This window comes from Candidatus Cloacimonadota bacterium (assembly GCA_019429305.1).
In the GTDB taxonomy this organism is placed as follows: domain Bacteria; phylum Cloacimonadota; class Cloacimonadia; order Cloacimonadales; family JAJBBL01; genus JAHYIR01.
Genome location: JAHYIR010000011.1, coordinates 24,240 through 48,458, shown reverse-complemented (window position 1 = coordinate 48,458; position 24,219 = coordinate 24,240). Strand labels below are relative to the sequence as shown.

Annotated in this window: 24 protein-coding genes, 4 tRNA genes and 1 riboswitch; of the genes, 17 read left to right on the top strand and 11 right to left on the bottom strand. The window is 38.0% G+C overall.

Annotated elements, in window-relative coordinates; genetic code table 11:
• Nucleotides 1–15: 15 nt before the first annotated feature.
• Both ruvB and K0B81_06085 read left to right on the top strand, forming a co-directional pair.
• Complete coding sequence (ruvB, locus tag K0B81_06090; GenBank protein MBW6516168.1) at nucleotides 16–1,044, top strand: Holliday junction branch migration DNA helicase RuvB; 1,029 nt, start codon at nucleotides 16–18, stop codon at nucleotides 1,042–1,044.
• Nucleotides 1,045–1,090: 46 nt separating this feature from the next.
• Nucleotides 1,091–2,296: a trypsin-like peptidase domain-containing protein gene (locus K0B81_06085; GenBank protein MBW6516167.1), complete on the top strand. Its 1,206-nt coding sequence runs from the start codon at nucleotides 1,091–1,093 to the stop codon at nucleotides 2,294–2,296.
• A 30-nt stretch (nucleotides 2,297–2,326) separates the two neighbouring features.
• Here the strand turns inward: K0B81_06085 and K0B81_06080 are convergent, their stop codons facing one another.
• From K0B81_06080 to K0B81_06050, 7 genes are all read right to left on the bottom strand, one after another.
• Nucleotides 2,327–3,058, bottom strand: coding sequence for a hypothetical protein (locus K0B81_06080; protein ID MBW6516166.1), 732 nt, complete (start codon nucleotides 3,056–3,058; stop codon nucleotides 2,327–2,329).
• A 223-nt stretch (nucleotides 3,059–3,281) separates the two neighbouring features.
• On the bottom strand, nucleotides 3,282–5,222 hold the full coding sequence (locus K0B81_06075; protein MBW6516165.1) for a TonB-dependent receptor: 1,941 nt from the start codon (nucleotides 5,220–5,222) through the stop codon (nucleotides 3,282–3,284).
• Nucleotides 5,212–5,991, bottom strand: a complete 780-nt coding sequence (locus tag K0B81_06070) for a hypothetical protein (GenBank protein ID MBW6516164.1) — start codon at nucleotides 5,989–5,991, stop codon at nucleotides 5,212–5,214. Before K0B81_06070 ends, K0B81_06075 begins: the two co-directional genes overlap by 11 nt.
• 44 nt (nucleotides 5,992–6,035) lie before the next feature.
• A riboswitch (molybdenum cofactor riboswitch) is annotated at nucleotides 6,036–6,155 on the bottom strand.
• Nucleotides 6,156–6,274: 119 nt separating this feature from the next.
• A tRNA-His gene (locus K0B81_06065) sits at nucleotides 6,275–6,351 on the bottom strand.
• 11 nt (nucleotides 6,352–6,362) lie between these two features.
• Nucleotides 6,363–6,439: transfer RNA gene (locus tag K0B81_06060), tRNA-Arg, on the bottom strand.
• A gap of 30 nt (nucleotides 6,440–6,469) precedes the next feature.
• Nucleotides 6,470–6,546: transfer RNA gene (locus tag K0B81_06055), tRNA-Met, on the bottom strand.
• Nucleotides 6,547–6,548: 2 nt separating this feature from the next.
• Nucleotides 6,549–6,625 (bottom strand) — tRNA-Met (locus K0B81_06050).
• A gap of 120 nt (nucleotides 6,626–6,745) precedes the next feature.
• Between K0B81_06050 and K0B81_06045 the strand changes: the two genes are divergently transcribed.
• From K0B81_06045 to K0B81_06030, 4 genes are all read left to right on the top strand, one after another.
• Nucleotides 6,746–8,248 carry an Rne/Rng family ribonuclease gene (locus K0B81_06045; protein MBW6516163.1) on the top strand — a complete coding sequence of 501 codons (1,503 nt, stop codon included), beginning with the start codon at nucleotides 6,746–6,748 and terminating at the stop codon, nucleotides 8,246–8,248.
• A 69-nt stretch (nucleotides 8,249–8,317) separates the two neighbouring features.
• Nucleotides 8,318–8,632 (top strand): 50S ribosomal protein L21, encoded by a 315-nt coding sequence (gene rplU, locus K0B81_06040; GenBank protein MBW6516162.1) that lies wholly within the window; start codon nucleotides 8,318–8,320, stop codon nucleotides 8,630–8,632.
• 15 nt (nucleotides 8,633–8,647) lie between these two features.
• Nucleotides 8,648–8,902, top strand: coding sequence for a 50S ribosomal protein L27 (gene rpmA / locus K0B81_06035; GenBank protein ID MBW6516161.1), 255 nt, complete (start codon nucleotides 8,648–8,650; stop codon nucleotides 8,900–8,902).
• Nucleotides 8,903–9,153: 251 nt separating this feature from the next.
• Nucleotides 9,154–10,887 (top strand): phosphoenolpyruvate carboxykinase (ATP), encoded by a 1,734-nt coding sequence (locus K0B81_06030; GenBank protein MBW6516160.1) that lies wholly within the window; start codon nucleotides 9,154–9,156, stop codon nucleotides 10,885–10,887.
• Between the two features lie 120 nt (nucleotides 10,888–11,007).
• Here the strand turns inward: K0B81_06030 and K0B81_06025 are convergent, their stop codons facing one another.
• The 4 genes from K0B81_06025 to K0B81_06010 are packed head-to-tail and all read right to left on the bottom strand — an operon-like array spanning nucleotide 11,008 to nucleotide 13,791.
• On the bottom strand, nucleotides 11,008–12,057 hold the full coding sequence (locus K0B81_06025; protein ID MBW6516159.1) for a class I fructose-bisphosphate aldolase: 1,050 nt from the start codon (nucleotides 12,055–12,057) through the stop codon (nucleotides 11,008–11,010).
• Nucleotides 12,058–12,077: 20 nt separating this feature from the next.
• Nucleotides 12,078–12,716 (bottom strand): phosphotransferase, encoded by a 639-nt coding sequence (locus K0B81_06020; GenBank protein MBW6516158.1) that lies wholly within the window; start codon nucleotides 12,714–12,716, stop codon nucleotides 12,078–12,080.
• The gene (gene mobB / locus K0B81_06015) at nucleotides 12,713–13,456 is read right to left on the bottom strand and encodes a molybdopterin-guanine dinucleotide biosynthesis protein B (GenBank protein MBW6516157.1); all 744 of its coding nucleotides are present in this window, start codon (nucleotides 13,454–13,456) and stop codon (nucleotides 12,713–12,715) included. The genes K0B81_06020 and mobB overlap by 4 nt, the downstream gene beginning before the upstream one ends.
• Entirely contained in the window at nucleotides 13,453–13,791 is a 339-nt protein-coding gene (locus K0B81_06010; protein MBW6516156.1) for a DUF3795 domain-containing protein, read from the bottom strand. Before K0B81_06010 ends, mobB begins: the two co-directional genes overlap by 4 nt.
• Nucleotides 13,792–14,006: 215 nt before the next feature.
• On the opposite strand from K0B81_06010, the gene K0B81_06005 reads away from it, so the two are divergent.
• The 11 genes from K0B81_06005 to K0B81_05955 all read left to right on the top strand — a co-directional run bounded on the left by K0B81_06005 (nucleotide 14,007) and on the right by K0B81_05955 (nucleotide 24,209).
• Nucleotides 14,007–14,705 (top strand): YjjG family noncanonical pyrimidine nucleotidase, encoded by a 699-nt coding sequence (locus K0B81_06005; protein ID MBW6516155.1) that lies wholly within the window; start codon nucleotides 14,007–14,009, stop codon nucleotides 14,703–14,705.
• A 284-nt stretch (nucleotides 14,706–14,989) separates the two neighbouring features.
• Entirely contained in the window at nucleotides 14,990–15,472 is a 483-nt protein-coding gene (locus K0B81_06000; protein ID MBW6516154.1) for a ribosome maturation factor RimP, read from the top strand.
• A gap of 2 nt (nucleotides 15,473–15,474) precedes the next feature.
• On the top strand, nucleotides 15,475–16,707 hold the full coding sequence (gene nusA, locus K0B81_05995) for a transcription termination factor NusA (GenBank protein MBW6516153.1): 1,233 nt from the start codon (nucleotides 15,475–15,477) through the stop codon (nucleotides 16,705–16,707).
• Nucleotides 16,707–16,952: a DUF448 domain-containing protein gene (locus tag K0B81_05990; protein ID MBW6516152.1), complete on the top strand. Its 246-nt coding sequence runs from the start codon at nucleotides 16,707–16,709 to the stop codon at nucleotides 16,950–16,952. Before nusA ends, K0B81_05990 begins: the two co-directional genes overlap by 1 nt.
• Nucleotides 16,952–17,305, top strand: coding sequence for a ribosomal L7Ae/L30e/S12e/Gadd45 family protein (locus K0B81_05985; GenBank protein MBW6516151.1), 354 nt, complete (start codon nucleotides 16,952–16,954; stop codon nucleotides 17,303–17,305). The genes K0B81_05990 and K0B81_05985 overlap by 1 nt, the downstream gene beginning before the upstream one ends.
• A 17-nt stretch (nucleotides 17,306–17,322) precedes the next feature.
• Entirely contained in the window at nucleotides 17,323–19,872 is a 2,550-nt protein-coding gene (infB, locus tag K0B81_05980) for a translation initiation factor IF-2 (GenBank protein ID MBW6516150.1), read from the top strand.
• Nucleotides 19,873–19,875: 3 nt separating this feature from the next.
• A complete protein-coding gene (rbfA, locus tag K0B81_05975; protein MBW6516149.1) occupies nucleotides 19,876–20,226 on the top strand; it encodes a 30S ribosome-binding factor RbfA in 351 nt (116 codons plus the stop codon).
• Between the two features lie 93 nt (nucleotides 20,227–20,319).
• On the top strand, nucleotides 20,320–21,318 hold the full coding sequence (locus tag K0B81_05970; GenBank protein ID MBW6516148.1) for a DHH family phosphoesterase: 999 nt from the start codon (nucleotides 20,320–20,322) through the stop codon (nucleotides 21,316–21,318).
• 121 nt (nucleotides 21,319–21,439) lie between these two features.
• Complete coding sequence (gene truB, locus K0B81_05965) at nucleotides 21,440–22,330, top strand: tRNA pseudouridine(55) synthase TruB (GenBank protein ID MBW6516147.1); 891 nt, start codon at nucleotides 21,440–21,442, stop codon at nucleotides 22,328–22,330.
• The gene (locus K0B81_05960) at nucleotides 22,327–23,286 is read left to right on the top strand and encodes a bifunctional riboflavin kinase/FAD synthetase (GenBank protein ID MBW6516146.1); all 960 of its coding nucleotides are present in this window, start codon (nucleotides 22,327–22,329) and stop codon (nucleotides 23,284–23,286) included. The genes truB and K0B81_05960 overlap by 4 nt, the downstream gene beginning before the upstream one ends.
• A complete protein-coding gene (locus K0B81_05955) occupies nucleotides 23,283–24,209 on the top strand; it encodes a hypothetical protein (protein ID MBW6516145.1) in 927 nt (308 codons plus the stop codon). The genes K0B81_05960 and K0B81_05955 overlap by 4 nt, the downstream gene beginning before the upstream one ends.
• Nucleotides 24,210–24,219 lie beyond the last annotated feature (10 nt).

Sequence of the window (24,219 nt, the reverse complement as noted above, 5' to 3'; positions counted from 1 at the left end):
CATAAGGAAAGAAAGATGGAAAGAATAACAACACCGAATGAGTTGATGGAAGAGATCGAATTTGACAGGACTCTGCGTCCCAAGACACTAAAAGACTTTGTCGGACAGGAACAGTTGAAAGAAATTTTATCCATTTCGATTGAGGCAACTAAAAGACGGGGAGAGCCCTTAGATCATATTCTCTTTTACGGTCCTCCAGGTTTAGGCAAGACCACACTGGCACATATCATTGCTAATGAACTTGATGTCGAGATCAAAGTATCGTCAGGTCCTGTTTTGGAAAAACCTTCTGACCTGACCGGAGTTTTGACCAACCTACAGAGGAATGATACATTCTTTATCGATGAGATCCACCGTTTGAATCATGTGGTTGAAGAGTATCTCTATCCAGCAATAGAAGATTTTAGAATAGAGATAATTATAGATAGCGGACCTAATGCCCGCTCTTTTCGGATAGATCTGGAACCCTTTACTCTGATCGGAGCTACAACAAGAGCCGGTCTGCTGACCTCACCACTGAGAGCAAGATTCGGCATTACCTTAAGATTAGATTATTATGATCAGGCGAGTATAGAAAAGATCATCAACCGTTCAGCCAAACTACTCAAGATCCCGATCGAAGAAGAAGGGACGATAGAACTGGCTCGCAGAAGCAGAGGTACACCGCGAGTCGCTAATCGTCTTTTACGCCGGGTCAGAGATTATGCCCAGATAAAGGGGGACGGGATTATCACTCAAGATATAGCCATCAAAGCTTTGAAGATGCTTAATGTAGATCATGCCGGTTTAGATGATATGGATAAACGTATCCTGATGACGATTATTGAAAACTATCATGGTGGACCAGTTGGCTTAAAGACTTTGGCTGTAGCTGTTGGAGAAGATCCGGGGACGATTGAGGAGATCTATGAGCCGTATCTTGTACAGCAAGGATTTCTGGAAAGGACCCCCCAGGGAAGAAAGACATCCTTTAAAACATATAAACATTTCGGGATTAAGCCGTTAAATAATCAACAGACAATTATGGATTATATTGAGGAGTAATCATCTTAGATTACTGATTTAAAGTTTATTAGTGAGGAGAATCAAAGTGAAAACAACAAACATAATCATGACAGTATTAATCGTGATCATAATAAATCTGATTTTTTATCAAGTATTCTCAGATCGTACCGATAAATCCCTTAATAATGTTCCGGCGGACTTTTATACTAATAACCGTGAGGAGATGATCACAACCTATCCGGTGCAACAAGAACGACTGAGGGATAGTGATGAGTATCAACTAACCAGAACCAATGCAGTGACTAAAGCTGTGAAGATGACCGAACCGACAGTTGTCAGTGTTAATGTCATTAAAACTCAGATAGTTCGTCGTTATACTAATCCATTTGATAATCCTTTCTTCGGTTTCTTTGATTACCGACCCTATAGGAGGGAAGTGCAGAGTATCGGCTCCGGTATTATCTTTAACCCTGAGGGATACATTGTGACGAACTCACATGTAGTTGAAGGGGCAACACAGATCAAAGTTATTCTTCAGGATCAAAGACAATATGAAGCCCAAATAGTTGGAATGGACAGTGTTTTAGACATTGCGATCTTGAAAATTGAAGCAGAAGGTTTGACCTCTGCCCGGTTTGGTAGTTCCTCAGATCTATTATTGGGAGAGACAGCAATTGCTATTGGCAATCCTTATGCTTTTCTTATTAAAGATAGCAAACCGAGTGTTTCTGTGGGGGTTATCTCGGCAACTAACCGCAACTTTTCACAAGATACGGGCGGCAAGATCTATCAAGGAATGATCCAAACGGATGCCGCTATTAATCCCGGTAACAGTGGCGGACCGTTAATAAATATTTTGGGTGAGATTATCGGGATCAATACTTTTATCTTTTCGGAATCGGGGGGCAATATCGGGCTTGGGTTTGCAATCCCTATTGATAGGGTCAAGAGAATTACTAATGAGATCATCAAGTATGGAAGAAGAAGGGAGATTTGGTTTGGTTTCGGTGTTCAGGATCTCAATCCAATGATTGCTTCTTATCTGGGTCTTTCAGACTTGAATGGTGTTATTGTCAGTATTCTGGATAACAATAGCCCGGCTGCAGCAGCAGGTTTACAACGGGGTGATATTATCAGGAGGATAGATAATTTCAATATTCGTAATATGAACGATACTGAAATAGCTATCTCTGAAATAGCTGTTGGTGATAAGATAGAGTTGGAAGTACTGCGAGGAAACAGAACTTTTATGATATCATTTGATGCAGTTGAGCTAGATAGAAGCTCTTAAGGTTGAAATTTTTAGATAATAAACATCAGATCAAGGATTAACAAGTCTTTCTCGAAGAATTAACCTCTCTTCGGGGACACGAACATTGAATTCGGCTAAACGGCGCTTAAATACTAACTCTTCACCTTCGTATATATCCATACCTACATAACCGACTTCAGGCTTATAATATAGATATGTTATTTCCTCGTTTCTTATAGAACTTTCCCTATTGATCCCCAACATTGATGAAAGAGCTCGATAATCTTCTTTGGTATCCGGTATAATTTCGTAGGCATAACAATCAATTTCACCAAGAGGTGTTTCGATCGTAGTAGAAACCGAGATACATTTAATAGAGACACCATCGATATATTCCCATTCATCACCTAACGATACGGGATATTTAATAAATAGAAGTCGTCTGATGTCTGATACTGTTGATCCGATCTGTTGTCCATAGTAATACAATCCTTCTTCTTCATTCCTGACCAAAGTTTTACGATTCTGAGGAGTATCTGTCTCTATATCATACCAATTCCAGAAGAAGACAATTACCTCATTGCCATTATAAGTCACTTTCCTGAAGCCGGTGATTTCTATCTTAGATTCTTCTTCCCAAGTATATGGTGGTTGATAAGTTATGTCATTGAAAAGCCAATAATTGTCTAATGCCAGGGGCATTATCGTGTTATAAAACTGGATCCCAGGATCCTTGATTGAATCGTTACTGCAGCTAAAAACTAGTAGTAGAGAGAGAACTATTAGCAATAATTTTGACATCGTTAACTCCTTATCCTTTATTACAAAGAAAGTATCAAAAGATGTGTCAACTTCTTTTTTAGCAATTGGTGAGGTCGCAATCCCTATCAGAATTATATAATTGTCTTTTCAACCGAACACCCTTCTTTTGTCATCTCGACTGGAGGAGAAAGAGACACGAAGGTGAGTCTTTCGAAATGGAGAGATCTCTTTTCCAGTAGAGTGTTCTCAAAGAGAATTCATTTCATCGGGATTTATTCGTCTTGAGCTCAAGCGAGATATAATAGTTGCGTCCTTTACTTGGGAAGCCGTACTTTTCATAATAAAGGGTATCAAAGATGTTATCAACACCGATCTTAATATTGGCAATGCTATAACGATAGAGAATATTAACATTATGAATGGTATATGAGGGGATTTTCTGTGGGTAGTTAAAATTATCAAGATCGTCCCTAACATCACAATATTCGGAAGATTGTCTAATAGTCAGGTTATCTGATAGCTTAAATCTGTTGGAAAAAATTACATTGTTCCGTGGTATTCTGAGCAAGTCATAATCTGATCTGCTGTCAGTTACAATGAAGGAGTAAGAGATATTGCTCTGCCAAAAAGGGTAAGGGATAAAGTACATTTCAAGATCGGTTCCGTAATTGTAAGTGTTACCTATATTTTCAAAGCGGCGGGAGTAACCATCACTTAACATTCTTATTTCGATCAGATCAAAAACTGAGTTATGAAAGAGAGCAAGATGAGCGTATCCGTATGAACTACCTAACCGGAAAGGAGAACCGCCAGTGATTTCGAATTTATTTGCCTTTTCCGGGAGTAAATCAGTATTTCCAACACTAGAACTGAAAAGTTCTCTCATGATCGGATAGCGAATATTGCTGGAATAAGCTAAAGAAAAACGCATATTACTCGGGAAGGTGAGAAAAATTCCGGAAGATCCTGCAAAATTATAGGTTGGCTTGTCTTGATCGAATGAAGATAAGTTGCCCCCAATAGTTAAGGTAAATAGATCTGACAGATCATATTCCGGTTGAAAATATATTTCTTGCAGAATAGTAGCCCCACTGTACCAATCACTGTAATAAGCATTATCCTTCCTTTTGTAGTGGCTATATTCATACTTGTAGCCTTGCTTGGTTAATAGTCTATCGGATAGAGTCCATTGGGAGGTTGTACTAAATCCAATAGTAGTATTTCGTATATCCGATATCAGATCTGGATTGGTCAATTCTGAATCAAGATATTCTTCATATACATTATCAAAAAAGTCGGTATAGATCTTTGTTTCTGTTAGCAGATTATATCTAAGAGGAAGAGAATAACGTAGTGAGGTGTTATAGCTATGCCAAGAAGTGAATCTGCGGAATGATGCTTCATAAACAGAAGAAGGTATATCCTTGTTATCTAAGTAGTTGTAACCTGCTTGAAAATTCAGATTGTGTATCGAAGCAAGGTAACCATTCCAACCTATACCGACACTGTATCGGGAAAAACCCGTATTTTCTCTTATACCGCCATCTTCATGGTAAGTAGGTTCAAATGATTCAGAGAGGTAGTAGCCGGATGAAAAACTTCGTTCGAGACGATAATTAAAACTATTATTTCTACTTCCTCTGCTGCCGGTATAACTAAGACTACAAGTTTTGCTACGGTCTAATGAAAAGCGAGTTATATGAGACCAACCAGGCGGCACTTCATTAGTAACAATGTTTATGATACCACCAAGAGTATTGCTTCCATAGAGAGCAGAGACCGGACCCTTAATTATGTTGATCTGCTCAATGTCTGTAACGGGTAAAGCATTAAGGTCAACGTTGCCAAAATATCCACCACTTATAGGTACCCCATTATGCATGATCTTGACCTGTTTTCTGAGAAAATTACGGATCCGCAAATCAGTTTCTCCTTTGCCTCCGGTTGTAATACGCAGTCCGGGCAGATCAGTCAGTAAATCCTTAACATTAACTGCACTACCTAGATTTTCTGTCCCGATCTCTTTGATCTGTGAATAACCGAGAGTGCTGGTTGTTGCCAGGGCTGTGATCGTTACTCCCTCGATATCATATACTTTACGATGTTGGGTTTCGGTTACAAGGAGAGTATCGGGTTCTGCCGTCCACAGAATAGATAATCCCGCAACAAAAATTATTACAATGCCCAGTACTTTATATTTCATGTAACTCTATAGACATCAAAAAGTTAATAATCTGATAGTCCGGCTCTGTTTCATCATCCATTAAAAGTATCACTGCAGTCTCATTATTGATATGCCAAAAACCATTAGATAATTCTGACCAGCTAAAATCATATTCACCGTTATTGATATCGATCAGTTTGTAATCGAAGTTTTCCGGATTGCCTGTTATATAGTCCGTAATAAATGAAGATAATGGGATAACTACATCATTATCCAGTTCAATAGTAACCATACCCCTGACTTCAAACATTACCGGATCATTATCGCTCTTAATGACATCGATCTTACGGTATAAGTTAATGGTCTCAGCAAACTTAACATTATATGGTCTGAGTTCAGATGAGCTGCTAATGAATGTGCGGTGCTCTTTTTCAGGCAATAAGTAGCCATTGGAAAAGAGAGACCAATGGAGATCTTGATCCAAGCGCATTCTAGGGGTGAAATCATCCTCACCGACTATTTCATAGGCATAAAGAGGACGCAGGTCAATATTTTCCTCATCACCTACATCGATAGGAACAAATTGATCAAGGGAGTAACCTATAACCATCTCTTCCTGATATTCAACTTCTTCTGAAGTATAGATATCTTCAGGATATTCACCCGGGAAAGTAAAAACAAAATCGGGAATAGATGCAAATTCTGGTGGTTGTGGCTCTTCAAACTCGTTTTCTGTAGGACTACTGCTTGAGCAGGAAATTATCAGAAAACCAAGCAGTAATAATAAGCTAAATAGTGATAATCGCATTATAACCTCCAATTTCTTAATTTAGAGGAAAGGGAGTTGATGATACTAGTTCTTATCTTTCGCCTTTCCAAATACGGGTGGCATATCTGTTTCCGGATATACCATACGGTAAACTGTCATGCCCCGAAAGGTTTAGAGCAGTTTACTCGGCGATTTTTATACCCTTCTATTCTGAACGGTTTTTTTGTCAATCTCAAAAGAATCTTTTATTGTTTAGTAAGGATTAAGGTTCACAGGGATAGAGCCAGCATTAGCTTCTACAGGAATGAATAAAGGAAAGAAATGGGGTGGCTGATGGGACTTGAACCCACAACATCTGGAACCACAATCCAGTGCTCTAACCGGTTGAACTACAGCCACCATGATAGAAATGGCACGCCAGAGAGGATTCGAACCTCTGACCCACGGCTTAGAAGGCCGTTGCTCTGTCCAACTGAGCTACTGGCGCTCTGAAACAACACTTGATTTTCAAGAAAAATGGTAGCGGCGCAGGGACTCGAACCCCGGACACTCGGATTATGATTCCGATGCTCTAACCGACTGAGCTACGCCGCCATTGGTAGCGAGGAAAGGATTTGAACCTTTGACCTTCGGGTTATGAGCCCGACGAGCTACCAGACTGCTCCACCTCGCAACAATTAATTTTTAGCTTTTGTCAAAGTTTCTAACGAGTACTTGATGTCAAGTAAAAACGAAAAATCTTGACGTAATTAACTACTGAGATGTTTTGCTTTTTTGGGAGAAAACATAAAAAATGAATGAAATTATACTCAATATACATCCCTTGGAGAAGCGATTAGCTATTCTGGAAGATAGTCGTTTGATGGAGTTATTTGTCGAAACGCAGGACAAAGAGAACATAGTAGGCAATATCTATAAAGGTACTGTTAAAGATATTCTTCCCGGTATGGGAGCAGCTTTTATAGATATAGGGCTGGATAGAACCGCTTTTCTTCACTATTCTGATATTGTGACTGACTTTTTTGATTTAACTGAAACCGAAACAAAAGTTAAAGAGGTATCTGCTCAGGAATCATCAAAGATCAATGAACTGTTAACAAAGGGTCAGGAGATAATCGTACAGGTTCAGAAAGGTCCGATAAACCGTAAGGGAGCACGGCTCAATGGTCAGATTTCCATTCCGGGTAAGTATTTGGTGCTCTTTCCTAATAAGGCAAAGATTGCTCTATCCAGAAAGATTAGTTCCTCAGCTGAGAAACAAAGGATCAAAGGTATTTTAAATCAGATAAAGGATAAAAATGTAGGTTTGATAGTTAGAACTGAAGCAGAAGGAATTTCAGAAGAGGATTTTCTGATTGAATATCAAGGATTATATAAGTCCTGGAAACTAGTTGAACAGAAGATAAATATCGCACCAACACCTTCTTGTATTTATGATGAAAATGACATGGCGAGTAAACTTATTCGAGATTATTTTAGCTCTGAAGTTGATAGATTGGTCGTTGATGACAAAGTCTTTATGAAGGACTTGATAAGTGAATTAAAAGATGTGGCTCCGGATTTAGTGAGCAGGATAGAATTATATGAAGAAGACTCGCCAATATTTGATGCCTTTGGCATTGAACGAGAGATTCAGAAGATATTTCACTCTCATATTCCCCTACCGAGTGGAGGGAATATTGCCATCGAGCAGACCGAAGCGTTCGTTGCAGTCGATGTCAATACAGGGAGTTATACCGGCAGTAAAGACTATAATACAACTATAAGAAAGACCAACATCGAAGCAGCTATAGAGCTTGCCAGACAACTCAGATTGCGTGATCTGAGTGGCATGGTGATAGTAGATTTTATTGATATGGGTTCAGATGCTCACAAAGCGGAAGTTTTTGACATTTTAAAAAAGAACCTCAAAAAAGATCGGGCAAAAACTAAGGCCTTTTATTTCGGACCTTTGGGATTGGTTGAGCTAACGAGAAAACGAACAGGACCTGGCTTGTTAAACACTTATTCAGAGCATTGTCAGTGCTGTAATGGTACTGGTAGGGTACTGTCAAGGGAAGCAGTTGCGATGAAGATTCACCGCAGCTTGGAACGGGCAGAGTATTATGTGCACAATAAACCCATAACACTGGTTATACATCCGGTTATCAAGAAATATCTGGAAGGTTATCCCCAGTTCTTCAAGGGAATAAAACCCAGAGTTATTGTGGAGGAGGATGAAAAGATCAGTGCTGAAACTTATCGTATCTTTTACGATGATAAGAAAAAAGAGCTGACAATTGTATATAGTGCTTGACAAAAAAAACCTAAAGAAAAAATTGATTCTCACTTCTGCAGAAAGCAGATTGAATAAAAGGAGAAATTGATGTACGCCATAGTTAATTTTAAAGGCAATCAATACAAAGCCGAGAAAGATAAAATTCTCAGGGTTCCCTATCTATCTGATAAAGAGATTGGTAGTGAACTGGAGATAAATGAGATTTTTATGCTGCGAAACGATGAGGATATACAGGTAGGAACTCCTCTGGTAGATAATGTTAAAGTTATTGCTGAGGTAGTTGCCCATAAACGTGATAAAAAGATAATCGTTTTCAAGAAAAAGCGTCGAAAGGGATACGCCAAGAAGAACGGTCATCGTCAGGATTTTACCGAAATAATGATCAAAGATATCGTAAAATAAACAAGGATAGTTATTATGGCACATAAAAAAGGTGTAGGTAGCAGTCGAAACGGAAGAGATAGCAATCCGCAATATCTCGGAGTTAAGATATTTGGCGGACAATATGTAGTTCCTGGTAATATAATAATTCGTCAAAGAGGAACGAAGTTTCATCCCGGCAAGAACGTCGGTTTAGGCAAGGACTTTACGATTTTCAGTCTATCTGAAGGTTATGTTAAATTTGAAACTAAACGATCAGGTAGAAAATTCGTTAGTGTTGTTTCCGAGTAGAATATAATAATGATTCTAAGTTATATATTGAGCAGCTCTATACAGGCTGCTTTTTATTTTTCATTTTTAAAATAGGAAAGTTATATTGATAGACTTCTTCTGTGATATTGGAAAGCAGAAGATCAGGATTTTTATATTAATTTACGGTTTAGTTGAGTAATAAAAGAATTGAATCTACCAATAAATAGTAGTAAAAAGGATAATAGAATTACTGAGAAAAGGTCAATTAATTAAGGCGGAGGTCATATAGAATGGCAAGTATGAACAGCTATAATTTCTATCCTCAGTTAAAGGATATGTCGAAGATCAGGGCAATAGCAGAGACACTCATGCTCAATCCCAAGGTACGTAAAGTTTCAGTTGCAGAAGCTTATGAATTAGCTATGACACAACCAGGAGTTTCCCAAACAAGTCTGGATATCTATCCACCATTAGTAGAAAAATACAAACTTCCTAAAAATGCGAAAGTACTTAATGACTGTCATGGCAAAATTGTTGGTAGAACTGCTAAAGCACGAATATTCTATAACCGGATCTCTGTTGACGAGCAAAGAAAAGTAGAAGGAGATTTACGAGAAGCGGTATTTCAGTTAGAGCAGCATGATCTTATAAAAGCAGAAGCAGTGCTTGGACTTGATCCCGACTTGATGATCAAAGCAACTTTTATCACTACTATTTCTGATGCCTCTAATGTCTTTAGTTGGCTCTGCAATTTCACCCCTTTTGAAGTTATGGCTGAAGATTATTCTCAGAGCAAACTGATTGACATACAGGATATTATTATTGTTGGCTTCAATGAATGGACATGCAATGATCCTTTTTATCATAGTGTTGGAGGACCACAGTTAGCACTCGTTGATGAGAAACATAATGTTATATTCAATATGGGAATGCGTTATTTCGGTGAGAGGAAGAAAGGCACACTCACGCTTGCCTGGACTTCTGGAATGCGGCTTGGAATGGCGGCTTGTCATGGCGGCATAAAAGAGATAGATTTTACTACTTGTGAAGACGAAAATAATCACAAGCTTGGGAAACGCTCTATAGCTTTCTACGGACTGTCCGGCACAGGGAAGTCTTCACATACCAATTCTGCCGATAATGGGGGAACACTACCTAGGGGATTTAAGAAAGTCGTACTGCACGATGATGCTTTCCAGATTGATCTGGAAGAAAAAGTTTGCCGGGTCTGGGAACCATCATTATTCGATAAAACTGATAATAGAAATATCAATCATCCCGATTGGAAGTACTGTATTACAGTCATGAACCACGCATTAATAAATTATAATGGACAAGTGCTACCATTGGGAATGGATATCAGACAAGATAACGGAAGAGCAATCTTTGACCGTGATCTGCTTGGAGCTTGGGTTAATAAATGTAGCTTTCCTAAAGCTATCGCTTGGTTGATGAAAGATAATTCTCTGCCCCCAATAATAAGATATAGTAATAACGATCTTGCTGTGGCTATGGGTGCTACTTTGATGACCAGAAGAAACAGGGCAGAAAATGTCACCGAAGATGAGTTGAAAAAACTCGTCTTTGAACCTTTTGCTAACCCTTTCAGGGTGTATGAATTGTATAGAGATGTAACCGCATTTTACAATGTCCTGGAGCTTGGTGCAACCTGCTATACTTTCAATTCCGCCGGTTACTGGAAATCGAGCGATACGGATTCAATACCTATAAAGTTGCAAACATCCTTAACTTTGCAGACTGCAATTCTGATGAGTCAGTTAAAATGGGAAGATTGGGAGATCTTACCCGGGGCTATGATCCCGACGAAAGAATCTATAGATAAGATCATTCCAGGGTACTACGATCTCTATAATCCTGCAACTCGTGAGAATATGCACGATTATCAGACCATCATCAAAGATAGAATGAACCAAAGAAAAGAATTTATTATGAATTCCGATATCAAACAAAAACCGGAGTTGTTGGAGAAGCTAATTTCTGCATTAGAACCGGAATTGGCTTGATCTCTTGTTGATGATTTGATACTGAAAAGGTTCAAGACAGGCATTTAAAAGAAAAAGAAACTTTAGAATATTAGGGCGACTTTAAGTCGCCCTTGCTTTTTAAGAGAAATATGATTATTATTATGCTATTGTAATTTCCTGACAAAGATAGATATCCTGAATAGCATTTAACAGCTCAATACCTTGTTGCATAGGACGTTGAAAAGCTTTCCTGCCGGATATCAAACCCATTCCACCGGCACGTTTGTTAATAACGGCTGTTCTTACTGCCTGTGCCAGATCATTTTCACCAGAAGCACCACCAGAGTTAATCAATCCGGCTCTACCCATAAAGCAGTTCACAACCTGATATCTTGTTAGATCTATAGGATGATCTGAGGTCAGCTCTTCATATACTTTCTTATGGGTTTTAGCAAATTTAATTGCCCTGAATCCCCCGTTGTTTTCCGGCAGCTTCTGTTTGACTATATCTGCCTGAATAGTAGCAGAGAGGTAATTTGCCTGACCCGTCAGATCTGCTGCCAAATGATAATCCTGATCTTTCTTAAACTCGTTATTACGAAGATAAGCCCATAGAATAGTGACTAACCCTAAAGAATGCGCATAAGAGAAAGCTTCTGATATCTCCTGAATCTGTCGGTTGCTCTCTTCCGATCCGAAATAAATGGTTGCACCTACGGCTACAGCACCCATATCGAATGCCTGATCCACATCAGCAAAAAGAATCTGATCGTATTTATTGGGATAGGTCAGCAGCTCATTATGATTCAATTTAACGATGAAAGGTATCTTATGAGCATATTTGCGGGCTACTGCTCCTAAAATTCCAACAGAAGAAGCTACTCCGTTGCAGCCTCCTTCAATAGCGAGTTTCACTATATTGTCGGGATCAAAATATATTGGATTAGGAGCAAAAGAAGCTCCGGCAGTGTGCTCGATACCCTGATCTACAGGTAAAAAGGAGAGATAACCAGACCCGGCTAATCTTCCTGTATTAAAAAGTAGTTGCATATTGCGCAGTACATTTACCGGACGATCCGATAATCTCAAAACTTCATCAATAAAACAAGGTCCCGGCAGATAGAGATTTTCTTTATTTACGGTTTTACACTTGTGTTCTAATAAATATTCGGCTTCTTGCCCCAATAATTCTCTGATCTTGGTAATCATAATGCCTCCTTAAGAACTTATTATTTCTTGTCTGACCTTACTAAAGTGTAAAAATTAGTTAGAAGATATTTACGATTATCTATCTGCCAAGCGAATTTTGTACCCGGATTTTTACAATATTTTCTTCGTCTCACATCGAAAACGTTTATCCACTGAGAAAAATGTGATCTCTGTCGCTTGTTATCAAGAAGTTCTGGTGACTTGTACCCCTCTAAAAACCTCTGCATAGCATTCTGAAAACGATTAGGTGGTAAAATTGCAGCCCAGAAGAGTAAAAAGTTGACCAGATCATTTTCCGGCAAGCTATATCCGCTCTCCGAAAAATCAATCAGATAGAACTTACCTGTTTCTTTTTCTATTAAGTAATTGCGTGGATTATTATCGAGATGACAGAGTACTATACCCTCTTTTATCGTTGATTTATGCAGCTTTGCCAGTTGCTCAGCTGGCTTTGAGAAATCAAAGTCTATCTCGTCTTTCAGAGAATTCCCCTTGATATAACTTATCTCGATAGTTTTCTCATCTATCTTATTGAGTAATTTGGGGGTAAAATCCAGTCCTAAGTTATAAACGTGCAATTCATTAGCACATTCTGTTTCCGATCGGCAGATCTTAATTAATGATTTACCATCAGAAGAATATGTAATCTGAGACTTCACTCTAAAGTCACCTCGATCTTTCCTTTCTTATAACCCCGCAGATTTTTGACGAATGCCAAGATCAGATCCCGAAATATATTTTGCACAAAGGGCACCATTTCGATTGTTTTTTCTCCGATCCTTAAATGGATCATCTGATTATGATCGGTCTGACAATCTTCTCTTTTTCTTCTTCCACAAAGGATTTCTCCCACCATCTGGTAGCAGGTCAGACCACATTTTTGACAACACTCATCTTTTGCCAGTGGTAAAACTTCGAATACTTTTTGTTCAACAAGATCTGCTAATGCTCGCGGATTATCTTTACTGTTGATAACAGGAAGACCTCTGTATTCATGCAAATTGTCACTGATCTTTCCGCTAATAGCGAAAACATTATCATCGACTAATTCGGAAAGTTGTTCTTCTGACTCGGCACAGATGATCTTGGGTAAAGGATCTCGCTTCATCCCCTCCACGATCGTCCAATCAGCATCGAGCATCTCCAGCATATCTGGCAATGGAGTTCTTAGAGGTTGAATAAGGTATGTTTCTTTCAAACCACGGGCAAAAACTGCTTTCGCACCAGCTTGTTGAAATATCCAGCTATCCGATCCTTCTCTTTCCATTGTAAAATCTTCGAAGTGAATATCCTTTATTGCTGCAACACTGTAACCTCGAGTTTTCAAAATATCTATCAAGGCAGCAACAGTAGTTGTTTTTCCGCTCTTACTAAAACCGGCAACGGAAAAAGCTTTCATAGAGACCTCAATCTTTCGATGTTTTTCTGTGCTTCAGGAACTGCCTGATAAAGAAATTCTGTCGTCTGACAAGGGAAATCATTGCATTCGGCACAGCTTTGATATTTCTTTTTGATTACACAGTTACGGATCGGACATTTATTACACCAACTGAAATGACTTCCATTTGACATGCAACCACCACAGTTAATATCATCAGTCGTCAAAGCAGCTTCATACTCTTTCGACCATTTTCTGGCAACAATTCTCTTTTTTTCTAAATCTCTCGATTGAGTTGCTTCATAACATTCACAAGAATGGCAATCTAAGCCACAAGCAGAGGTAAATTTCTTCATAATAAACTCCTTAACTTAAAAAAAAGTAGTAAAAATTTTCCTCTGAATTACTAAATATGATCCGAATTTTTGTCAAGTGAGCTCTTAAACTATTTATCGCTAATTCTCTCCAAACACTATATTATCTTCAAGATAAGAAATCACGATGATTTGCATCGGAGTATTGCAGAATGATAAATTATTGACGATTAGCCCCTAATCGAGAAATTTGTCGTATGAAACAAAATTATTCGACCCTATTATTTGATGCCGATGGTACACTTTTTAATTATGAAGATTCAGAACGACAGGCATTATTAAAAACCTTTGAACATTTCTCTATTATTCGGGATGAAGAAGATGTCATCACCGGTTACCGTCTGATCAATCATGAGCTCTGGAAGAAATTCGAATCAGGAATAATATCACTACCCGCATTGCGAACTGAAAGATTCTCCAGACTCTTTGATTCGCTGGAACTGCAATTTGATCCTCATGAATTTGGAGAAATATATGTGCAATATCTTGGAGAAGGTAAGAAATTATTACCGGATGCATGGGAAATAGTAGAAAAACTTTCTGCCAGCTTTGATCTGGCTTTGATCACCAATGGCATCGCTGAAGTGCAGCATCGTCGACTAAAAGCTTCAGGACTTATAAAATTCTTTCCTGTGGTTGTGATATCAGAAGAGATTGGTTTTCCGAAACCTGATCCTATGTTCTTCAAGATTGCTCTGCAGAAATTAGATAATCTCCCTAAAGAGAATCTATTGATTATCGGGGACAGTTTAACCAGTGATATTGCAGGGGGGAATCTATCCGGTATTGATACTTGCTGGTTTAATCCCGAAAGCAAGAAAAATGACACCCAGTATATCCCAACTTATGAGATCAAAAAGCTCACAGAACTTGTAACCCTCTTTTCTTATGATTAACCTATGAGAAGTATACGAGCCGGCCTAAGCTGACTCGTAGCGTGACTAAGGGTATAAATTTAGTAGTAGGGACGACCTATAATTGCCCCTCTAATTGTCTTTGTATCATAAAGCATAATATTTTAGACAGTTCTATCATAAATTATTATCATCTTGACAAAAAAAACCTGCATAATATTAATGAGTAACTTGCAGATTAGCTGACAAATTACAGTTATACTGCAAAGGTAATAACATACTTGTTAAACCACTGATTTCAGTGGTTTAATAATTTGGGACGAAAGATGATATTAGAGAAGATCAGAGAGTTAGTAGAAAAAATAACCCAAGAGTGTGGTGTTGATCTCTATGACCTGGAGATGAAGAACACCAATAAAGGGAAAGTATTACGAGTCTTTATTACTCGTCAAGGAGGGATAACTCTCTCTGATTGTTCCAGAGTTAGCCGGTTAATGGGTAACGAGCTTGATATAGTAGATCTAATTGCTAACCATTACTTTCTTGAAGTATCCTCACCCGGACTGGAACGTTCTTTGAAAACCCCAAAACAATTTGAACAGGCGGTTAACGAACAGGTTAAGATAACTTATCGGCAGGATGATAAGAATATTGTGGTCACCGGTTTGCTGACGAAGGTCTCTTCTACAGGTATAGTTCTTGAACAGAAACAGACCAAGAAAGAAGAAACGCAAATAGTTAACATTCCTTTTGAAAAGATCAAAAAGGCACGGACCGTCTATGAATTTAAAAATAAAAAAGGAGAATAGATATGGCAGCTAATATTACATCAGTGATAATGGAATTGGCAACAACAAAGCAGATCGATAAATCCAAGATAGAAGAGGAGATCAAGATTAGTCTTTATACAGCAATTTCGAAAAAGTTGCTTCCGGAGAACGAATTGGAAATTATCGCTGACTTTGAGAATGACAAATTAGCCGCGCGGATTAAGAAATTGGTAGTTGAAGAGGATATGAAACTTGGAGATATCTCTCTCCAGGATGCCTTGAAAATCAATAAAAAAGCGAAGCTGGGTGATTATATCGAAGTCGAAGTTCCCATTGTAGATTTCGAACCAAAGATTATCAATATTGCCAGAAAGACAATACAGGAAAGGATTCGCAAGATTGAAGAAGATCGGATAATTTTCGATTATGAGAAGCAGAAGGGACAGATCGTCTCTGGTAAAATTAGGTCAGTAGATTATAATGGTTATAAAATTGATATTGGATATACAGATGCTCTTCTGCCTGTTGAAGAACAGGTAGAAAGTGAATATTACAAGGTTAATGATATCATAAGATCATATGTCGTCAATATCCGCAAGAGAAGAAATGAAGTAATGGTTATCTTGTCGCGAAACAGACCGGAATTTGTGCAGAGATTATTTGAATTGGAAATACCGGAAATCCATGAGGGCGATGTAATAATTAAGAAGATAGTTCGCGAACCCGGAATAAGAACAAAGGTAGCTGTTTCAGCACAGAAGAAGGCTATTGATCCTGTAGGTGCCTGCTTTGGGAAAAACAGTACCCGTATTGATATGATACGCAGGGAGTTACATGGCGAGATCATTGATGTGATCTCGTGGGATGAATCACCAGAGCAACTCATTGCCAATGCTATCGGCAACGACCTCGTTGATAAGGTTTATCTTTCTGATAGAGGCAGATTCGGGAGAATAGTAGTTTCCGAGAAAAACAAGAATCTGGCAATTGGAAAGCAGGGGAAGAATGTTCGCCTTGCCGCTAAATTGACTGAATATAGTTTAGATATATATACAGAGGAGGAGTTTGAGGAGAAAATTGCAGAAGAGAGACGTATTACCAGTCATATTTCCGAACTGGACGGGGTAACTCCTAAAATAGCCGATATTCTCAAGAAACATGGTTACACTTCAGTACAAGATATCTTTAAAGCATCGATTGAGGAGTTATGTAGTATGGAAAACATCGGTGAGAAAACAGCTCAGAAGATCAAAGAATCTGCAGAATATTTCTAATGCCAAACAGAGCATCCAGAGCAGGTCATATACCTTACAGGACTTGTGTTGTCTGCCGTAAAAAGAAAGAGAAAAAAGAGATGATACGATTTGCTAATTTAGAAAATGATCTTATTTTCGATTGTCGACAACGGCTTGAGATGAGGGGCTTTTATGTCTGTGACGTGAATGATTGTATCATCCTATTAGATAAATGGTTTAGAAAGTTTTTGCGGAAAAATACTCGTTTAGGTGAAGGTAAATAATGCTGATAAAAGAACGAAAATCAAGAAATAAAGACCAAAATGCTGGAAATAATTATTGGTCATCAATAGCAACTTTGCTTGGATTTGCCAATAAAGCCGGAAAGTTAAAATTTGGCTTCTCTGCTTGTTATCAGTCATGTGTAAAGAAAAAAGCCAAATTAGTTCTAATTACCCATGATCTCAGCGATCACACAATAAGAAAACTGAAGTCGATCATCGATCAGAACAGAATAAAGACTATAACTTACGGCACTAAAGAACAGTTTGGGTTATTATTTAATAGAAGCGATATCGGTTTGATCTCTGTAGAAGATCCAGATTTTGCATCCGGTATTGAAAAGATTTTTGCCTAAAGCAGATTGGAGGAAAATTGGGTATCAGAGTTCATGAATTAGCGAAAGAGTTGAAAATTTCAACATCAGCGCTAAAGACACATCTTAAACATCTTAATATTGATGCTAAGTCGCCCTTTACACAATTGGAAGATGATGTAGTAGAAAAAATCAGAGGTATTTTCAAAACAGAACATGACAATATGAAGCGCATGGAAGAAGAGAAGCGCCGTATTCATGATCTTAAAAAGAAGCAGAGACAACAAGAACAAGAAGCAGAAGAGAAAAGGAAAGAAGAGTTAGAAGCTGTAAGAAAACTCGAAGAAAGCAAGAAAAAAACCCCTGTTTTTGTTGAAATGCCGATTAGCAAACAGAAAGAAGGCGAAGAAACTCCAGTCAAAGATGATAAAAGAACGAAAGCAAGAACCCCAAGAGAAAAAACTCCAAGAGAAAGAAGCTCAGACAAAGAGAAACCAGGGGTTAAACCAACAACAAGAAAGCCCATTACCAAGGGAAAACCACAAGTCGGAGAGAAAAAGCTACCGGATATTCCGACTCCTTTAGATGATGTAGAAGCCAAAAAATTAGCTAAAGCCAAAAAGACAGAAAAGAAAGAGCTGGAAGAGAAAGCTAAACATCTGCAAGCAAAGATTAAATATAGTAAAAAAGGAAAAGGAAAAGCTAAACTTGAACCAACAGAGATCGAAGAAGCAGAAATCAGTCGCTCTATAAAACAGACTTTAGCTAAGCAAAAGAAGAAAAAATATAAGAAAGATGATAAGAAAGGGACAGAAGAAGAGCTATCCAATAATCAGAATCTCGTGGTCAATGAATACACATCAGTGAATGAGCTGGCTAAGATGATGGATATAGCGCCGACAGAAATAATAGCTAACTTCTTTAATATGGGGAAGATAGTAACTATTAATCAACGGCTCGATAAAGAATCTTTGGAGATGATATGTGATGAATTTGATTTCAATGTTACCTTTGCTGAAGAATATGGAACAGATATCATTGAAGAGGCGACGGTAAAACATAAAGATGCCAAAGAGAATCCACGACCACCAATAGTTACTATAATGGGGCATGTAGATCATGGTAAGACTTCAATACTAGACTATATCCGTTCTACTAATGTTATTGCCGGTGAAGCGGGTGGTATAACCCAACACATTGGAGCTTATCAGGTTGATTATAAAGATCATAAGATCACCTTCATTGATACACCGGGTCATGAGGCATTTACAGCAATGCGTGCTCGCGGAGCTCATTTGACTGATATCGCTGTGATAGTCGTTGCGGCAAATGACGGAGTTAAACCCCAGACAGTAGAAGCTATCGATCATGCCAAGGCATCCGGAGTTGATATAGTTGTAGCAATCAATAAAGTAGATCTGAAAACTGCCAATGTAGATAAAACCATAACGGGACTATCTAAACAGAATGTGTTTTTAGAGGGTTATGGAGGGAATACTCTCTGGACTACCTGTTCTGCTTTAACCGGAGAAGGAATAGATAACCTCTTGGAAGCTATTTTGCTCGCAGCTGAGATGAAAGAATTAAAAGCCAAATACGATATTCCCGGAAGTGGTATTGTTATCGAAGCTGAAAAAGATAGTCGAATCGGTTCGCTCGTAACGATTCTCTTGAAGGAAGGGAAAATAAGAAAGGGTGATGCTGTAGTCTGCGGTGCTACATATGGTAAGATCAGGAAAATGGAGAATGAGAGGGGTCAGGAGATGAAAGAGATCGGACCCTCTGACGTAGCATTGATCTATGGATTGAGCAATGTACCCAAAGCCGGCGATATTATCAATAAAGTAGCCAGCGAGAAAATTGCCAGACAGATCAGTTTGGAGAGAAAGCAAATCCGACATGAACGCGAGAGATATATCGGAAGAACCAATCTTGATAATCTATATGAGAAGATCAAACTGAAAGAGATGAACGATCTAAAAATTATCGTTAAGGCAGATACCGATGGTTCATTAGAAGCTTTTTGTGATTCCTTGCAAAAACTCTCTAATGAAGAGGTTTTGGTTAATATTATACACAAAGGAGTCGGTAGTATAGTAGAAGCCGATATCAATCTTGCTGCTGCCTCAAATGCAATTATTCTCGGTTTTCAGGTTCGTACTGAGACAAAAGCTAAAAAGATGTCAGAAGATATGGGAATTGAGATCAGAACCTATCAGATCATCTATGATGGCATTAACGATATTCAATTAGCTCTTGAAGGATTAACTGAACCGGAGTTTGAAGAGAAATTTATTGGTTCTGCTATTGTTAAAGAGGTCTTCAGAATAAAAGGGGTTGGCAGTATTGCTGGCTGTGCCGTTGATAAAGGATATATAAAGAATGATAGTATTATTAGATTGTATAGAAACAATGGCTTGATCCATGAAGGGAAAATTAGTTCTCTTAAACATTTTGCTAATGATGTAGAAGAAGTTCGTGCCGGCAGTGAGTGTGGTATTGGTATCCAGAATTACAATGATATTAAAGAGGGCGATGTAATCGAAGCATATCAAAGTGAAGAAGTAAAAAAGGGAACTGCTGCTGAGAAAAAATCAAAGGTAAAATAGCTTATGAGTTACCGAATGGCTCGTCTGGAAAAAGAGATTTTAAGAATACTCAATAACGCATTAGTAAACAAGATCAATGATCAAAGGTTGCAATGGGTGACAATAACGGAAGTTGAACTTACCCCAGATCTGCAACTTGCCAAGATCTATTTCTCTAAGCTCAATGACGAAAAGGATGACACTGAATATTTGCCAATCTTGACTAAAGCATCAGGATTTCTCAAAAAAGAGATTGCTGCTGCTCATATACTAAGACGAATACCGGAAATTAGGTTCTTCTATGACGATACAGGAAACAGAGCCAGAAAAATTGAATCTCTATTAGATAAACTTTCAGATGAAGATAAGAAATAGCTTGAATAAAGAAATCCACAGATAAACAAAGAACAATTTTACTAACAAGATTTTTTCTCTGTTTATCTGTGGATTTCTTTTTTGGAGAATATGATGAAGATTATCAGTAATGTAGAGGAGTTGAGATCGGTTCTTCTATCTGTTTTCAATAAATATGATTCTATCGGACTCCTAACCCATAAAAATCCTGACGGAGACGGGTTAAGTACCTGTCTTGTACTGCAAGAAATACTCAAAGACATGGATAAACAGGTCAAGATAATACTGGAAGAAGAGGCACTTGACAGCTTAGATTTTCTCAAAGCTAAAGAGAAAACTATCATCTATAATGAACAATTAGCGTATCCACTAGTTATAATAGTTGATTGCCATAGTCGTCGTCGTCTGGGGATCTGTGCTCCTTTGCTTGATAAGGCGGAGATGATTATTGCTATTGACCATCATGAAGATAATGGAGCTAACGATGTTGACTATCTCTATAATAACCCATACATTGTTTCTGCAGGAGCTATAATCTATCAGGCATTAAAGGAAGAGATCATAGCCCTGTCCAATAACATAAGAGAAGAGTCTGCACAAGCTATCTATGTGACAATACTCAACGATACTAATAACTTCACTAATAGCAATACGAATGCTAAGGTTTTTGAATTAGCTGCTGAGTTGACCCGACTTGGGATAAAACCTTATGAGATCACCAGGATATTCATGCTGTCCAAACCGGCTAATTATTATCGCTTTATTGGTCAGGCATTATCAACAATAGAGACACATATTGCAGGGAAAGTACTATTTTTTCATTCGACACTAAAGATGTTAGATGACAACGGACTACACTCTGATGCAACAAGCAAGGTAACTAATTGGGTTAAAAAACCGATCGGGGTAGAAGTTGTTGTTTATTTCAGGGAGATCGGAGAAAACAAATACCGTCTTAGCTTAAGATCCGAAACTATCGATGTTAACCTCATTGCTCACAAGTATAATGGTGGTGGACATATGAATGCAGCTGGTTGTGAAATAACTAATAATTTAGAAGACATTAAAGCTACGATTCTTCATGATATTGAAAATCAGTTAGTATTTGATTAGCAAATCAATAAGAGATATTATTGTAAGTGCTGACTATCATCAATCAACAAAAACTACTATGTTTTTACACTAATGATAATAATGACTTGTTGTTATGTGGTCTATGATAATTAGTGGGTAAATGAACGGAATGAAAACTTTATCTGGATTTATGTTACTCGATAAACCGGAGGAATGGACAACTTTCGATCTGATAAGGGATTTACGAAAAAAGAGCGGAATCAAAAAAATCGGGCATACGGGTACATTAGATCCTTTTGCTACCGGGCTTGTCATCCTAACTATCGGTAAGATAACCCGTCTTAGTTCATTACTTCTTGGTCTCGACAAAGATTATCTGGTTGAGATAGAGCTCGGGTTAAGAAAGGATACGGGAGATATTACAGGTAATACAATAGAGACCGGAGAGATACCTGATCTGACTGAGCAAAAAATCAGAGAGATATCTAAACTTATCTTAGAGACAACTTCTCAAATACCACCAAATTATTCAGCTGTTAAAGTTAATGGTAAACGAGCTTATAAGCTGGCGAGAGAGGGTAAGGATTTTACCCTGACAGAAAAAACTATTCAGATCCATACTTTTGAGATCTGTTCAGTTAAAGAAGGAATCATAACCTATAAGACTAAAGTCAGTAAAGGAACATATATAAGAGCTTTAACAGAGACCTTTGCTGAAATGCTCGGTACAATTGCCTATACAAGATCGCTGCAACGAACAAAGATCGGACATCTAACGGTAGAAGATGCAATATCTCCGCTAAATATAAGTGAAACCAATTGGCAGGACTATTTGAAATCTGTACCTCAGGTTTTACCATCCTATCAGTCGATAAGGTTGGATAGTAAGCAAATTATTCACTTTTTACACGGGCAAACAATTACCCTTCAAGAGTCTGGTATGACAGGCGAAGTATTGGTCTACGGTTTATCAGAGAATGATCTTGAAAATTGTCTCGGGATAGGCATTATAAAAGATTGTGTGTTACATCCTCAAAAGGTTCTGGTATGATTTCACTTTTAGATTCTCACATTAATCTTCAATATCCGATTGTAACGATGGGCACTTTTGACGGAGTACATCTTGGGCATCAGCGACTACTAAAAAAGGTGATTTCTCAAGCAAAAAGAATGAAGGGTGAGTCGGTTGTAATCACATATTATCACCACCCGAAGGAGATTTTAACCGATTCTTTGAGCACCTATCTGTTAACTGAAAAAGAGAGAAAGACCAGTATTCTTAAGGATTTAGGCATAGATCATGTAGTTTATCTGAATTTTGATCAAGAAATGGCTCAAATGAAAGCTGAAGAGTTTCTCAGGAAAATTTTGTTAGAAAAGATAAAGATGAAGGAGATCGTGTTTGGCTATGATTGTCATTTTGGCTATAAAAGAGAGGGTGATTATCATTTTCTGAAAAATAATGAGAAAAAATACGGATATCGAGCTTTTCTAATCAAACCTGTAAAGATCAAGGGAAAAATAGTCAGCAGCAGTTTAATAAGAAATCTTATCAGAGTCGGTGAAGTTGGGGAAGCAAAAAAATATCTCGGAAGATTCTATGATCTTAAGGCAACCGTTACAACCGGCTCCGGCATAGGTAGAAAAATCGGTTATCCTACTCTGAATCTACTTCCAACAGATCCCTATAAGCTATTACCTGCCAACGGAGTATATTTAGGGAGAGCTCTTGTTAATGGAAAAAAGTTTTTTTGTCTTACTAACATAGGTTATTGTCCGACTCTGAAAGAGCTTGACGAGAAAACGGTGGAAACTTTCTTACTCGATTTTGATGTACAAACGAAAATCGAGAGGATAAATGTGAGTTTTATTACTCGTTTGCGGGACGAAGTAAAATTTCCCGATAAAGATTCATTGGTAAAGGCAATCCGTCGAGACCAACAAACTGCAGAATCATTGATCAGAGAGCTCAGAAGTGAGTCCGATTTAGATATTGAGGTCAGATGAAATATCTATTGCCGGTTATGAAACAAGCACTCTCTGATACGAATAACTATCTCAATAACCTTAAAATTGTCCTCTGGCTCCCCTTCTATCTCGCATTTATCTTTCTGGGCTGGAACGGGATTCAAATACTGTTTTCTATAAATTTGATCCTTTCGTTTGTTAATACCCGGTCTGTTACTTATCTGGTTTACAATACCATTGAATATCATCTTCGCTCTGTCCCCATCTACCTGTTCATTCTTATAACCTTTGTTACTATCCACTGGCTAATTCATTGTTTCTTTGAGATAGGATTTACTCTCAATATCCATAAAAAACAAATGAACCTGAAAAAGATCTATGCCACGGGAGTAAACTTCTTTGTGCCTAATCTGATCATTGTTATCTCTATCTTCTTCTTTAACATAGCAATATTGATGCTGATCATTTTTTTGCAAATAGCACTCTCCGGCTTTAGAATGACTGAAGTAGCTAATCTGGAACAACTGGTCTTTCAAACCCTGAATCTGGCACTATATCTTTCTATCATTGTAAATATATGGCTGGCAGACTTTGTTCTTCCCAGAATGGCATTGGGATATTCATTCAAATCTTCACTGATCAGAGGACTGCGCCTTCTTAATCAGCAGTCGGTTAAGATCATATTATTCTACCTCATGAAAATCATCCTGATTTTCTTTTCGATATATGTGTTCCAGCTCGTACTTCGTCATCTTCTACTGCCTTTCTTTGTCATGCTGGAGTCCAGATATGCTTGGAGTATCTTATTACTCTCATCCAGAAATTTAGTATTATCGAACCTTCTCATAAATCTGAGAATTTTATCCTTGGTTCTCTTTTCTACACTCATTGTCTATACACCGATCATCGTTCCTCTATACCTATTTCAAAGATTCATTTTGTTTAGAACGTTTAAACACTAAGACAGGATTA